The sequence below is a fragment of the Shewanella sp. 2_MG-2023 genome (assembly GCF_030548905.1).
In the GTDB taxonomy this organism is placed as follows: domain Bacteria; phylum Pseudomonadota; class Gammaproteobacteria; order Enterobacterales; family Shewanellaceae; genus Shewanella; species Shewanella electrodiphila.
This window is the reverse complement of sequence record NZ_JAUOSO010000001.1, coordinates 494,211-508,187: the sequence shown is the minus strand read 5'-3', so window position 1 is coordinate 508,187 and position 13,977 is coordinate 494,211. Positions and strand designations below refer to the sequence as shown.

The following is a 13,977-nucleotide window of genomic DNA, read 5'->3' as shown; positions in this document are numbered from 1 at the left end:
ATGAACCTCAGGTGTTGGCTTTAATGTTAGTGGCTAAAAATGTAGATAAAATACTGTGAACTGAACAGTTGGTTTTACCGTATTACACCTTTAGAAATATTTTAGCTTTGGCTTAATCGAGTCAATAAAGGTGACTGATTCAAGCCTTTAGCAACAAAACCATGCATAGTTGTTGGCAGTTTTGCCAGTGCATCTAATGCGGTTTGCTGCTGTTCGAACTCACCGAAGACGCATGCGCCAGTTCCGGTCATTCTTGACGGCGCATATTCTACCAGCCAGCTTAATGCATTGGCAACTTGAGGGTGCTTTTCTGCGACCAACTTCTGACAATCATTTGTCCAATTCTTATGCATTAATGTATCTATTGCTAATTTAGGCGTGTTGCGAGGAAGCAATGGATCTTGGAAAATTGCCTGAGTCGATACATGTACATCTGGCACGATCACTAAATAGTATAGCTCTTGTGGTTCAACGTTGATGAGTCGTTCACCGACACCTTCGGCAAAAGCAGAAAAACCATTAATAAAAACAGGGACATCCGCACCAAGCTTGAGACCGATTTCAGCCAAGGTTTGTTGCGGTAAATTCAATTTCCACAGCCGATTTAAGGCAATTAATGTGGTTGCTGCGTCAGAAGAACCGCCACCTAATCCCCCCCCCATAGGTAAATTTTTACGTAACCAAATTTCTGCGCCGCCTTGATAATTGCAATATTCTTGTAATGATTTTGCGGCCTTTAGAATTAAGTTATCTTTTTCTGCGACAACTTTAGATAATTCTGAATGTAAGGTTAATGTTTTATTTTCTGTGGGCAAAAAGTCCAGGTAATCACATTGGTCAATAAACTGAAATAACGTCTGTAGCTCATGATATCCATCACTGCGCTGGGCTGTAATGTGCAAAAACAAGTTTAACTTTGCTGGTGCTGGCCAGTTTGCTGAAATAGAGGCTGAAGTTTCATGAGTATTCAATGTCGCGGTGGTCATATAACGCTTCTTTATTAAAGGGCTTATTAGGTTAACTTTATTAGCTTAACGGATTTAACTGAACTGATTTAACTTAACTAATTTATCGTAGTGACGGTAAATTAACGGTTTTCAAGCATTGGGGCTAAAGCTTGCCATTGATTAATTTGGATCTTGATTTGTACATCAGCTCGATTAATCTGTAACAATCTTGGCACATTGGCGCCGCTTTGCTGCTGATAACTCATAAATTTGACTTGCCAATCTCCACTGATGTCTTTACTGGTAAAGGCTTTAATGCTGCCATCAGGGTGATATGCTTCAATTTGGTCGTCACTGGTGACTTGACCTGTAATCCAAAGTGGCAATTTATTCAATGGGATCTGCATGCCGCTAACACGTGAGATTAGCTGCTGTGGATCTCTATCTGTATAGGTTTTGCCTTGTACATCGATACTGGCGAGGCCTTGTTTTGAGCTTAGCGACAGTACCGTTGTGCCAATCACAGTAGTGAGTGTTAACTCATCATGAGGCTGATTAAAGCTATGGTCATGAAACCAGAATAGATTAGTACTGAATTTGTCGGCGTCAGAACGAAAAGCAAGCTTACCTTGTAACTCCCAAGCTTTAGTTTCACTAGCTTGGTTAACATCAATATTGGTGAGTTTATGGGGAGGCTTAACCGAACAAGCGGTAAGAAAAAGACAACAAACTAACATCATGCGTTGCAGGGAAAATGTTAAATATCGCAAAAGAATTCGCTACCTATATATAGTGATGCTTTATTCTACTGACCTAAAGCACGATTGTAAAAATCCATTTAGATATTTGGGTTTTTATTAACCTATAGAAGTAAATATAGTAAGAAAGCTTTGCTTGTTAGGCGTTTATAGGCATCATAATGTTTAATAGAATTGGTCAACTTTCCTATATTTTTGTTAACAAGATAGAATAATTAGAAAAAATATAGACAATTATTCGGTTTTGTTAAGCCAATTGTGTTTTTAGTTTTATCAATTAAGTAGAATAGCCTAATTAATGATCCCGCGAAGAACTTAAAACGAGTCAAATGAGCCTAGTAGCAATCGGAATAAATCATAAAACCGCCACAGTCGACCTTCGCGAGAAAGTCGCTTTTTCACCAGATAAAATTCATGACGCCATGAAGAGTCTGGCGAGCCGCACTAGTTCTGGCGAAGCCGTTATCGTGTCGACCTGTAATCGCACCGAACTCTATTGTAATAATGGCTCTAAAGCAGACATTATTGAGTGGCTTGAGGATTATCATGACTTAACTCACGAAGAGTTGTTGCCATGTATCTATAGCTATGAAAATCAAGAGTGCGTTAAGCATTTGATGCGCGTATCTTCGGGTCTTGATTCATTAGTGCTAGGTGAACCGCAAATTTTAGGGCAAGTGAAGCAAGCCTTCGTTAAAGCCAAAGAAGCGGGTACTACGGCAGTAACGATTGATCGCCTATTTCAAAATACTTTCTCTGTCGCCAAAAAAGTGCGCACCGAAACTGAAATCGGCGCCGCTGCTGTTTCAGTCGCATTTGCAGCTGTTAGCATGGCGAAACATATTTTCTCCTCACTGAGTACCACCAATGTGTTGCTAATTGGTGCGGGTGAAACCATTGAACTGGTTGCTAAGCATTTAAAAGACAATGACGTCGCCGGTATTGTGGTTGCTAACCGAACGGTTGAGCGTGCACAAGCCATGTGTGAAGAGTTCAATGCCACAGCAATTACCTTACAAGAAATACCAGACTATCTACCTAAAGCCGATATCGTGATATCCTCTACCGCCAGTCCATTACCGATATTAGGTAAAGGTATGGTTGAAAAGGCGCTGAAACAACGTCGTCATCAACCTATGTTATTAGTTGATATTGCCGTTCCACGAGATATTGAAGCAGAAGTTGGCGAATTAGACGATGCTTTCCTTTATACTGTGGACGATTTGCACAGCATCATTGAACAGAACATGGCTTCGCGTAAAGAAGCCGCCGAGCAGGCAGAGATAATTGCCGATGAACAAGCCCATGTATTTATGGAGTGGGTGAGATCGTTAGAGTCTGTAGATAGTATTCGAGAATACCGTAGCCAAAGTTTGGCAATTAAAGACGAATTAGTAGAACGCGCCTTGAACAAATTGACTCAAGGTGGTGACAATGAGCAAGTGATTTTAGAGTTAGCTAATCGCCTCACAAATCGCTTAATCCATGCACCGACACAAGCGTTAACATCTGCTAGTCGTCAAGGGGACTTGAATACCTTAGGCCAATTACGCGTCACGCTTGGTTTAGATAAAAATTAAGGTAACAGAGTTAAATGAAAGAGTCGGTTATTCGCAAGCTGGAAGGCTTGCTTGAACGTAATGAAGAAGTGTTAGCATTACTAAGTGATGCGAGTGTAATTGCGGATCAAGACCGCTTTCGTGCCTTATCAAAAGAATTTTCTCAATTAGAAGACATCGTTAAAAGCTTCACTTCATTTCAAGAGGCTCAAGGTAACCTTGAGTCTGCAAACGAAATGTTAGCTGAAGATGACGCTGAAATGCGCGAAATGGCGCAAGAAGAAATCAAAGAAGCAAAGTCTGAAATTGCCCGTCTTGAAGACGAATTGCAAATTTTGCTCCTACCTAAAGATCCTAATGACGATCGTAACGCCTTTATTGAAATCCGCGCAGGTGCGGGTGGTGATGAAGCGGCAATTTTTGCTGGCGACTTATTCCGTATGTATTCACGTTACTGTGAATCAAACAAGTGGCAGCTTGAAATCATGAACGCTAACGAAGGCGAACATGGTGGCTTTAAAGAATTGATCGTTCAAGTTTCTGGTGAAGGTGTTTACGGTAAGCTTAAGTTTGAATCTGGCGGACATCGTGTTCAACGTGTACCAGAAACAGAATCACAAGGCCGTGTACATACTTCTGCTGTTACTGTGGTTGTATTGCCAGAAGTACCAGAAGCGGAACAAATTTCGATTAACCCAGCTGACTTAAAAGTCGATACTTTCCGCGCATCAGGTGCGGGTGGTCAGCACGTCAACAAAACCGATTCAGCAATCCGTATTACTCACGTACCATCAGGTATTGTGGTGGAATGTCAGGATCAACGTTCGCAACATAAAAACCGTGCACAAGCAATGAGTGTGCTTTCGGCACGTTTGCAAGCGGTTGAAGATGAAAAGCGCCGTAGTGAAGAAGAATCAACTCGTCGTAACTTGGTTGCCAGTGGCGATCGCTCTGAGCGTATTCGTACTTATAACTTCCCACAGGGTCGTATGAGTGAGCATCGTATCAACTTAACCTTATATCGCTTAAATGAAATCATGGAAGGCGACTTAAACGTTATCATTGAGCCATTGATGCAAGAAGAACAAGCCGATTTGCTTGCAGCATTAGCTGACGATTAATTTCAAAGACTTATTTTAATAGCAAGTTTTAATAGCTAGTTTCAATAGCTAGCTTCAATAGTTATTAAAATGACTAAGGAACGACGTTGCCACAATCTTCTTTTTCTACCATTGCGGAATCTTTGCAGTGGGCGTATAGCCAATTAGTCGACTCATCCGAGTCGGCTAACATCGATGCAGAAGCCTTGCTTCTGCATTGTCTTAATAAACCCCGTAGTTACCTTTATACTTGGCCTGAAAAAGTGCTTACTGCCGATCAGTTTCATGCTTATAAAGCCATGATTGAAAAGCGTAACCAGGGAACACCTGTTGCTCATATTATTGGTGAACGTGAGTTTTGGTCGCTGCCATTTATTGTTAATGCTACTACGCTTATTCCGCGTCCTGATACGGAAATTTTAGTGGAAACTGCTCTAAATTTGCCTTTGGAGAAAGATGCTAAAATATTGGATTTAGGCACAGGAACAGGGGCAATTGCACTTTCGCTGGCGTCAGAGCGACCACAATGGCATATGACTGCAATCGATAAAGTCGACGATGCGGTTGAACTGGCTAAAGCCAATCGTGAAAACCTCAATTTGCCCCAGGTAAACATCTTGCAATCAGATTGGTTTAGCGCAGTTGCCCATCAAGATTTTAATTTGATTGTTTCTAATCCGCCTTATATTGACGAAACCGATGTTCACCTTGATTTAGGTGACGTACGTTTTGAGCCATCAAGTGCGTTAACTGCAGCTGAACAAGGCTATGCCGATTTATTCCATATTGCCGAGCATGCAACAGCCTATCTATCTGAAGGCGGCTATTTATTACTAGAGCATGGTTTTGAGCAAGCGTTAGTGGTCAGAAAAAAGTTAATTGATCTTGGCTATGACAATGTGGCGACAGTGCGAGATTTTGGTAGTAATGACCGCTGCACATTAGGGCAATGGCAAGGTTAATTAAGCTTTTGAACCTAAGGTCTTCTTCAATAAAGTCGATGGCTGACTAGGCTATAAAAAGGCGGTTTTGCCTAACGTTGCTATCCGGTTGCTTGATGAAGTAAACTAGCGTCCATTTTATCTGTAGCTCAAAGAGAAAAACAATAATGGAAACCTTTTACAGTCTATACCCTGCTGTTAAGCACACCCACTTAACCTTCATTTTATTAAGTGTGGTATTCTTTATTACTCGCTTTGTCCTGCATATGCGCCAATCTCCAGTGATGGACAAGAAGTTCATCAAGGTTGCACCGCATGTAATTGATACCTTCTTATTATTGTCAGGACTGACATTGTGCTTCATGATCAAGCAGTATCCTTTTGTGGATGCGTGGATGACAGAGAAGTTTCTTGCAGTACTTGCTTACATCGGTCTAGGTGTAATGGCATTAAAAGGTGACCGCAATAAATTCTTTAAAATCTTTGCCTTTTTAGGCGCTATTGGATGGCTCGTATTAGCTGCCAGGCTGGCTCATTTTAAACAAGTTGTATTAATGGGTTAATAGAGTTTCATGGCTAAACATCAAATGAATGATGCAGTGAAGATCCCCGACACTGCATTCGAAATTACGCAGCATTTAGGTTTTTCTCAAGAGAAAAAAGCATTATGGGCTTGGTATGAAATTGCCGGTTCAGTAATGAGCTTACATGTTGAAGATCCGCAACAACGTTTTGAAGGTTTACTGCGTTGGTTTTATACCGACTTAGGCTTTTGTGCGCGTGAAGATTATTTCAGTGTTGAAGCTGCCGATTTAGGCAGTTGTATTATGAGCCGTCAAGGCAATAGTACAACACTGGCAACGGTCATGATCTTATTGGCTAAGCAGCTTGATATCACCTTAGATGCAGTGCTGCTTCCCGGTCAAACAGTGGTCCGTTCAAGAATTAATGACAATATCGTGTATATCGATCCGTTAACGGGTCTTGAGCTAAGCCGTCACCAACTGCATCTGTTAGTACGCGGTGAACTTGGTAATTCGGCAATGCTAAAGCCAAAGTACCTTAAAACGGCGTCGCTTAAGCGATTAATCACCCGCATGCTGCATGAGCTAAAAGCAGGCTGTATTGTCACTCATCAATTTGAGCAGGCAATGGAGTGTTGTAACTTACTTCTGCAATGGCATCCTGATGACGTTAATTTAAATCGTGAACGTGCTTTTATTGCTCAGCAATTGGGGTGTATTAAAGTGGCGATTTCTGATTTACAGCACTTTATTGATAGCAGTCCACACGATCCCGTGACTGAAATCGTTAAAATGCAATTAAAAGAACTCAGCGACCAACCGCAAACTTACCATTAGATTTTGTTTGGTAAAGTGTGAATTCAGGCTCATTTATTGAGCCTGAATTTTTTATAATAACCACCCAGAAAATCAATAACGATTCATCAATAAAACCTAAGTAGAAAGACCTAAGTAGTAAAACTTAAGCAGTAAAACCTAAGCAGTAAAACTGAGTTGGTAACGATAAGTTAGTAACGTTAAATCATAAAAAATAGCTGTTAAAATTAACCGTTATGAGTTGATAAGCTAAAAAATAATAAACAAAAATAAGTGCTAAAAAGCACAACAATAAAAATAATTCACTATGAAATGCATTTGCAAGGGAGATTGTTCATGACTGCCACTCCGATGGTCACTAATGATGCTACGGCATTGGGCTTATTAGCCGTTATTCTAGGCTTCGTTTTCTACACCAGTTCTTCTTCACATCCATTTTGGCAAAAGTTTTATAAGTTCATTCCAGCCTTATTGTTGTGTTACTTCTTACCATCGTTATTAAATACTTTTGGGATTGTCGACGGCGATACTTCAAAACTGTATTACGTTGCCTCACGCTACTTATTACCCGCTTGTTTAGTGCTATTGATTTTAAGTGTCGATTTAAAAGCGATTTTAAGTCTTGGCCCCAAAGCGATTGTGATGTTTTTAACTGGCACCGTGGGCATTGTGATTGGCGGCCCCATTGCCTTACTGATTATTTCAGCGATTAACCCAGATGTATTGGGTGGTAATGGCCCTGATGCGGTATGGCGCGGCATGACAACCCTTGCTGGCAGTTGGATTGGCGGCGGCGCTAACCAAGCATCAATGAAAGAGATTTATGAAGCAGGCGGCAATATCTTCTCTGTGATGGTCACGGTTGATGTGATTGTGGCTAATATCTGGATGGCAGTGTTATTACTCATGGCATCACGGGCAAAACAGATTGATGCTAAAACAGGGGCGGATACGACTGCACTTGAAGCGCTAAAGGAAAAAGTTGAAAAGTATCACGCTGAACATGCACGTATTCCGTCACTGCGTGATTTAATGTTAATTGTCGCTATTGGCTTTGGTGTCACAGGGTTAGCGCATTTTGCAGCTGACTTTTTAGGGCCATTTTTTGAAACTAACTACCCGTGGACACGAGATTACAGCTTAACCTCTAAGTTCTTCTGGTTAGTGGTACTAGTGACTTCAATTGGTCTTGCGTTATCATTTAGCCCTGTTAAACAGTTAGAAGCGGCCGGCGCATCAAAAGTCGCTTCGGCATTTTTATACATCCTTGTGGCGACCATTGGTTTGCACATGGATGTCTCAAAGCTCGCTGACGAGCAAAATCTTTGGTATTTTGCCATTGGTATGATTTGGATGGTTGTCCACGCAAGCTTTATGCTGATTGTCGCTAAACTGATAAAAGCGCCGCTGTTTTATATGGCGGTTGGCAGCCAAGCTAACGTTGGCGGCGCAGCGTCTGCGCCAGTGGTTGCTGCAGCATTCCACCCTGCATTAGCACCTGTTGGCGTGTTATTAGCGGTATTGGGCTATGCTGTAGGAACTTATATGGCATGGCTATGTGGACAGTTACTACAGATTATTGCTGTTTAGCCCCATTTTATGTCGCGTTAAACACTTAACGCGACGAGTATTGATAAAAGAGAACTGACTATGGAACAAAAAATCATTGGTTTGAACGAACTTGAAATTGCAAATGACAAACCGTTTGTTTTATTTGGCGGCATGAACGTGCTTGAGTCTCGTGATTTGGCCATGTCGATTGCAGAGCATTATGTTGAAGTGACACAAAAGCTAGGCATTCCGTATGTATTTAAAGCCTCTTTTGATAAAGCTAACCGTTCATCAGTTAACTCATACCGTGGTCCAGGTATGGAAGAAGGCTTGAAGATTTTTGAAGAAATCAAATCAACCTTTAATGTGCCTATCATTACCGACGTACATGAAATTCATCAGTGCCAACCAGTGGCTGATGTGGTTGATATCATCCAGCTGCCAGCATTTTTGGCCCGCCAAACCGACTTAGTGGTTGCTATGGCGGCAACGGGTTCAATCATTAACGTGAAAAAACCGCAGTTTTTAGCGCCACATGAAATGCGCCATATCATTAAAAAGTTTAATGAAGCGGGTAACGACAATATTATTCTATGTGAACGTGGTTCAAGCTTTGGATACAACAACTTGGTAGTTGATATGCTAGGTATGGATGAAATGAAGCAGTCTGGTTACCCAGTCATTTTTGATGCGACTCATGCGCTGCAACGTCCTGGTGGACGTACAGACAGTGCCGGTGGTCGCCGCGCTCAAGCAACTGAGCTTGCACGTAGCGGTATGGCATTAGGTCTTGCGGGTTTGTTCATTGAAGCGCATCCAGATCCTGATAACGCGAAATGTGACGGCCCATGTGCATTGCCACTTAATCAGTTAGAAAACTACTTAACGCAGATGAAAGCGGTAGATGATTTGGTTAAATCATTTGAGCCAATTGATACCAGTAAGTAGATAAGAGATTGATTAAAAAGCCCTGAACTTATGGTTAAGTTCAGGGCTTTTTTGTGGATTCATATTTAAATTTTATTACTTTAAGTTAATGGCTTTTATTATGAGTAATTGATGATTTATTAGTGTTTTAGTTTGAAATAAGATCAAGGTCGTGGTGCTTCACCCACACCAGAGTCAAGGGGGAAACAGCTTGTCCCCCTTAACAATCCCTCAGCACCCCGACGAAAAATGCTGAAAAGCGCATAATTTTCGATGGGGATTGATCCAGCTTTTGACTTCGTTTGTAGACTGCTTCGATCTTATTCGAAAATGCTAACGCTTCCGATGGTGCATCCCTGCACCGCGAAAGCTAGCCTGACATCCTGTCAGGCTCACGCTATTTTCTTCAACGTCCTCAATTCAAATTGAGTCTTTTAAATGTAAGATCTACTAGCTTTAGCTCTTTAAATTATCACGAATGCAGTTAAATCGAAGAGATAATAATCCCAGTGTAGATGCAGCAGCGAACTTCCAAAACATGGCGAAGTTTCACAGTGTGAAACGTTCTGAGCGAGAGGCATGGATGCCGAACTGGCCGTTTAACATGGATGTTATTTGTTTTGGCAGAGCTTACATGGACCTTTTGATTTATATAAAGAGTGCAGCGTCTCGCAGCTGTATTTGCACATAAGCCTGCGGCAGGCAATGGATTAGATTGAAGTGATGGTCTTAAGTCATTGAGCCAATATAGATGAAGTGCAACACATAAACGGGTAACTCGTTTATGCCCCAAAACGATTTAGCAGCTTTAGTCAGCTAATGATTTCTAGATTTGAATAGAATCTAAATCAACGTCTAAACCAACGTCGTGGCGCTTCGCCCACACCAGACGAAAGGGAAACAACAGCATTTCCCTTTTCGATATCCCTTGCCGCTCCGACGAAATTTAAACAGAAAAATTTCCAACGGAGAATGATCCAGCTTTAAACTTTATTTTGAGTCCGCTTCGGCAAGCTACAAAAATCACTAACGCTTACGATGGGGCGTCCTTTCCCCTAGAAAGCTAGCCAGACATCCTTGTCTGGACTCACGCGACTTTCTTGCTTACCTCAATTCAAATTGAATCTTCTAGCTAATTAAAACTAGATATTTTAGTTTTTTAAATTGACACGAATACAGTCAAATCGAAGAGATGAAAATTCGGGTGTAAGCACGGCGGTGACCGTCCATGACATGGACGTCATGGCCGAGCTTTCAGGGACCTTTTGATTTAAATAAAGAATGCAGCGTATCGCAGTTGTATCTGCACGATAGCCTGCGGCAGGCGATGGGTTAAATAGTAGTAATGGACTACAGAAAAAGAGCCAATATAAATTAATATAAAGTTGGTGCTGGTAAAACGTTTTTGCCCCTTTGCGACTTACATCCGATAAGCAGTACAGATAAGTAACAAGACCGTTGACCTACTTTTGCTAATCGATAAGTGACTGCTGCTGATTACTTCAGATAAGGCATCAATTTCAATGCTCACTTTGAAAATATTTGTGCTCGTTTATCCAATACCACTCTGGTAGAGTGTATATAAATCAATAGCTTTACTTTAGTAAGGCTTAAATAATAGGTTTATTAAATGTGCATGCGCGCTTGCCAAATAAACGCGCATGCGCACTATACAAATGTTATGTTTCAAAGGAGTAGTAGGTGTTACCTAAAGAAAAAATCTTGTTTCTTTGCGCATTTTTAGTCGCGGCATTTGCTGTAGTAACATACTTTTTCAACTTTCATTATGGATTTTCTAGTGAAGCAGCTGACTGTGGGAGTTTTGGTAGTTATTTGGCAGGAACAATTACAATTCCATTTAGTATAGTAACGTTGTATTTTATATATAAAACATATGTAGCTACTGAAAATACTTTAACAAGCAATTTGATCTCAATTAGAACTTCTGAAGCTCACGATGCAATACGTGAAGCTTCTAATTTTGTAGAACAATCTCTAGATAATACGGTTTTATTCCAAGATAATGAAGTTACCTTTAGAGACTTGCACAATGATTTATCAAAATTTAAGCATATTCCAACACTTATAGAAACAGATCATATTTTCAAGCATCGCTACCGAATTTCTGTAGCTAAACCTATTCTTTGTCTCTATGATTTTTTAAACGCAGCAGAAAGTCAATTTGGAATAACGCCAACAATTCGGTTCTACAAAATACGTTATCAGTGGCTCATTAATTTACACAATGAACATAATCTTCAAGAAATAAATATGCCAAAATTTGGTATTACGTCAAAACAACTTGAAGATTACTTCTACAATATCGAGTGAAAACATAACAAGAAATTCCAGCAGACGCCTACGGCGCAGTTGAATTTGGCGTTACCGAATATCCGCTTGCCATATTTCACTACTGAGACTCATCACTATAAGAGCTTTACTCTATCTAATTTCTGTCCATAAACATGTCGGGACGTAAACCATTTACCTTCTATTATTGAGTTTGCAAGCGAACATATTCTAATGTTTTCCACCACCTATCTCGTAATTCTAAGCTAGAACAAATTACCAACAATGCTATTCAGATAATGTGATACTTTATCTGTCTCAAACCTCTGTATTATTGGGATAAATCTATGTGGATAGCGCTGACAATCCTTGCCGCTTTTATGCAGTCTTGGCGTAATGCATTTCAAAGTGAACTGAGTCAACAAGTGAAAGTTAGCGGTGTTACCCTTGCGCGGTTTATTTGGGCTGGGCCTATTGCGGCCGTGTATCTCATTAGTCTTTATCAGCTGCAACCGAGTGCTATTCCTACCTTTAGTTATCCTTTTTACCTGTTTGTTATTGGTGCATCTTTAATGCAAATCCTTGCTACGGGGTTGATGGTTAAATTATTCCAACTGAAAAACTTTGCGGTTGGGGCAGGGCTTGCTAAAAGTGAAGCCTTAGTGGCCGCTATATTAGGTGTACTGTTTTTTGGTACTAGCTTGAGCTTGTTAGGTTGGCTCGGGGTTATTATTGGTGCTGTTGCTGTCATGCTCCTGAGTACTCAAAAAGGGGTTAAACGCTTATCGCTTAATACCATAATACTGGGTATTAGTAGCGGTATTGCGTTTGCGTTTACTTCGCTATGGGTACGAGAGGCGAGTTTGCTGTTAATGGTCGACTCTGCAGTTTCTGCTCCTATTCCTTTTACTCACCGCGCTGCTTGGGTGCTGCTGTCAGTGATTGGCTTGCAAACAATTATTCTAGTGACTTATCTAGCGATGAAAGACCGATTGACGTTATTGGCATTATGGCAGCGACCAAGGCTGACGATTTTGATCAGTGTTTGCAGTTGTATCGCATCCATTGGTTGGTTTAGCGCGATGTCATTGCAAGCGGTGCCTTATGTAAAAACCTTAGGCCAAATTGAAGTGTTTTTTACTATGCTCATCAGCGTTTTTTGGCTCAAACAAAAGATTAAGGTAAATGAAGTATTAGGGTTAGTGCTAATCGCAGTCGCCGCAATTTTAGTGATGTGGACCTAGTGCGTACTTAATCATTAAGTGTTTTAAACTAATGATGAAATAATGCCAAAAGGTGATTTTAATTTGTTGTTTTTTCATACTATACTGGCGTAAATAAAACCAAGAAGTTCGATTCAGGGAGTGTTTTATGCGTTATTCTTTTCGGCTAACTCGTATCGCGTTGGCGTGCGCCAGTTTATCTTTAGTATTCAGTAATCATTTATTCAGTGCCACTATAGATGCTAATAGCATACCTACTGGCACGTCTACCTCCGCAGTAACTAATGCTAGCAATGATATGCCACCTGCAGCTTTTACTCCTGAGCAAGTCACTACGCCTCAAGACAGCGAATTTGATTGGTTGCAATTATCTTCACTTGAACTGCTAAAAGGTGAGATTAAGAACCTTTATGATGATCAATTAGAGTTCGAAAGTGATGAGTTAGACACCTTATTTATCGATTGGGAAGATGTAAAGGTGCTGCAAAGTGCTGATGTGGTGAGTATTGGCTTTATGGATTTAAGCACCCAAAGCGGCAAGCTATTAGTCCGAGATGGCAAAATGTATATAGACGGGCAAGAATTTCAGCGAGATCAAATTCTAACGATCATTGCAGGTGAACAATCTGAGTCTAATTATTGGTCGAGCAAAATTAGCTTAGGGGCAAACTTTCGCTCAGGTAATACGGAACAAATAGACTATAGCGCCATTGCTAAAACGAAACGTCGTACTACTGAATCTCGTTTCAATATTGATTATATTGGCAATTATTCAAAATCGGACAGCGAAGAGAAGATTAACAATAATCGTATTAATACCAACTTTGATTGGTTTTTATCAAAGCAGTTCTATTTACGTCCTGTGTTTGCCGAAATTTATACCGACAAGTTTTTAAACATTGAATACAAGGTTACTGTCGGTTCTGGTTTGGGTTATAACATTATTGATAACTCGAAAACGGAGTGGAGTATTTCGGGCGGTCCTGCATATACATATACCAAGTTTAATAATGTTGAAGATGGTGAAAGCACTGATAGCAGTTCGGCTACAGTGGTGGTTGAAACGGTGTACGATACTGAATTAACCAGTGATATGGATTTTATTACTTCTTATCGTGTGCAATACGGTGATGACGACTCTGGTGGCTATACTCACCATGCTTTGGCGACATTAGAGATTGAGCTAACCGACATTTTTGATTTAGATTTATCGTTCGTGTGGGATCATACCGCCAGTCCGCAACCTGATTCAGACGGTTTGACGCCGAAAAAAAATGATTATCAATTTATTGTGGGCTTTGGTATCGATATTTAAGTGAGTTTTTAGGCTTACAAGTTAACG

General features: G+C 40.7%; 12 protein-coding genes. 10 read left to right on the top strand and 2 right to left on the bottom strand.

Going from position 1 to position 13,977, the window contains the following annotated elements; all coding sequences use genetic code 11:
• Positions 1-101: 101 nt before the first annotated feature.
• Positions 102-986: a 4-(cytidine 5'-diphospho)-2-C-methyl-D-erythritol kinase gene (ispE, locus tag Q4600_RS02190; RefSeq protein ID WP_303518379.1), complete on the bottom strand. Its 885-nt coding sequence runs from the start codon at positions 984-986 to the stop codon at positions 102-104.
• A gap of 101 nt (positions 987-1,087) precedes the next feature.
• On the bottom strand, positions 1,088-1,717 hold the full coding sequence (gene lolB / locus Q4600_RS02185; RefSeq protein ID WP_241906410.1) for a lipoprotein insertase outer membrane protein LolB: 630 nt from the start codon (positions 1,715-1,717) through the stop codon (positions 1,088-1,090).
• 317 nt (positions 1,718-2,034) lie between these two features.
• Between lolB and hemA the strand changes: the two genes are divergently transcribed.
• From hemA to Q4600_RS02135, 10 genes are all read left to right on the top strand, one after another.
• Entirely contained in the window at positions 2,035-3,285 is a 1,251-nt protein-coding gene (hemA, locus tag Q4600_RS02180) for a glutamyl-tRNA reductase (protein ID WP_229368126.1), read from the top strand.
• A gap of 14 nt (positions 3,286-3,299) precedes the next feature.
• The gene (gene prfA / locus Q4600_RS02175; protein WP_102528056.1) at positions 3,300-4,385 is read left to right on the top strand and encodes a peptide chain release factor 1; all 1,086 of its coding nucleotides are present in this window, start codon (positions 3,300-3,302) and stop codon (positions 4,383-4,385) included.
• 86 nt (positions 4,386-4,471) lie between these two features.
• Complete coding sequence (prmC, locus tag Q4600_RS02170) at positions 4,472-5,326, top strand: peptide chain release factor N(5)-glutamine methyltransferase (RefSeq protein WP_303518376.1); 855 nt, start codon at positions 4,472-4,474, stop codon at positions 5,324-5,326.
• A gap of 146 nt (positions 5,327-5,472) precedes the next feature.
• On the top strand, positions 5,473-5,868 hold the full coding sequence (locus Q4600_RS02165) for a SirB2 family protein (RefSeq protein ID WP_102528054.1): 396 nt from the start codon (positions 5,473-5,475) through the stop codon (positions 5,866-5,868).
• Positions 5,869-5,877: 9 nt separating this feature from the next.
• On the top strand, positions 5,878-6,666 hold the full coding sequence (locus Q4600_RS02160; RefSeq protein ID WP_229368122.1) for a SirB1 family protein: 789 nt from the start codon (positions 5,878-5,880) through the stop codon (positions 6,664-6,666).
• A 315-nt stretch (positions 6,667-6,981) separates the two neighbouring features.
• Positions 6,982-8,235: a DUF819 domain-containing protein gene (locus Q4600_RS02155; protein ID WP_102528052.1), complete on the top strand. Its 1,254-nt coding sequence runs from the start codon at positions 6,982-6,984 to the stop codon at positions 8,233-8,235.
• A 60-nt stretch (positions 8,236-8,295) separates the two neighbouring features.
• Positions 8,296-9,144, top strand: a complete 849-nt coding sequence (gene kdsA, locus Q4600_RS02150) for a 3-deoxy-8-phosphooctulonate synthase (RefSeq protein WP_102528051.1) — start codon at positions 8,296-8,298, stop codon at positions 9,142-9,144.
• A 1,680-nt stretch (positions 9,145-10,824) separates the two neighbouring features.
• Positions 10,825-11,454, top strand: coding sequence for a hypothetical protein (locus Q4600_RS02145; RefSeq protein ID WP_303512198.1), 630 nt, complete (start codon positions 10,825-10,827; stop codon positions 11,452-11,454).
• A 305-nt stretch (positions 11,455-11,759) separates the two neighbouring features.
• The gene (locus Q4600_RS02140) at positions 11,760-12,656 is read left to right on the top strand and encodes a DMT family transporter (protein ID WP_303512201.1); all 897 of its coding nucleotides are present in this window, start codon (positions 11,760-11,762) and stop codon (positions 12,654-12,656) included.
• A 127-nt stretch (positions 12,657-12,783) separates the two neighbouring features.
• Positions 12,784-13,950: a YdiY family protein gene (locus Q4600_RS02135; protein WP_229368106.1), complete on the top strand. Its 1,167-nt coding sequence runs from the start codon at positions 12,784-12,786 to the stop codon at positions 13,948-13,950.
• The last annotated feature ends 27 nt before the right edge of the window (positions 13,951-13,977 follow it).

Coding starts and splice junctions, on each gene's coding strand:
- ispE (WP_303518379.1), bottom strand. CDS start 986: ATGACCACCGCGACATTGAATACTCATGAAACTTCAGCCTCTATTTCA.
- hemA (WP_229368126.1), top strand. CDS start 2,035: ATGAGCCTAGTAGCAATCGGAATAAATCATAAAACCGCCACAGTCGAC.
- prfA (WP_102528056.1), top strand. CDS start 3,300: ATGAAAGAGTCGGTTATTCGCAAGCTGGAAGGCTTGCTTGAACGTAAT.
- Q4600_RS02165 (WP_102528054.1), top strand. CDS start 5,473: ATGGAAACCTTTTACAGTCTATACCCTGCTGTTAAGCACACCCACTTA.
- Q4600_RS02160 (WP_229368122.1), top strand. CDS start 5,878: ATGGCTAAACATCAAATGAATGATGCAGTGAAGATCCCCGACACTGCA.
- Q4600_RS02155 (WP_102528052.1), top strand. CDS start 6,982: ATGACTGCCACTCCGATGGTCACTAATGATGCTACGGCATTGGGCTTA.
- kdsA (WP_102528051.1), top strand. CDS start 8,296: ATGGAACAAAAAATCATTGGTTTGAACGAACTTGAAATTGCAAATGAC.
- Q4600_RS02140 (WP_303512201.1), top strand. CDS start 11,760: ATGTGGATAGCGCTGACAATCCTTGCCGCTTTTATGCAGTCTTGGCGT.
- Q4600_RS02135 (WP_229368106.1), top strand. CDS start 12,784: ATGCGTTATTCTTTTCGGCTAACTCGTATCGCGTTGGCGTGCGCCAGT.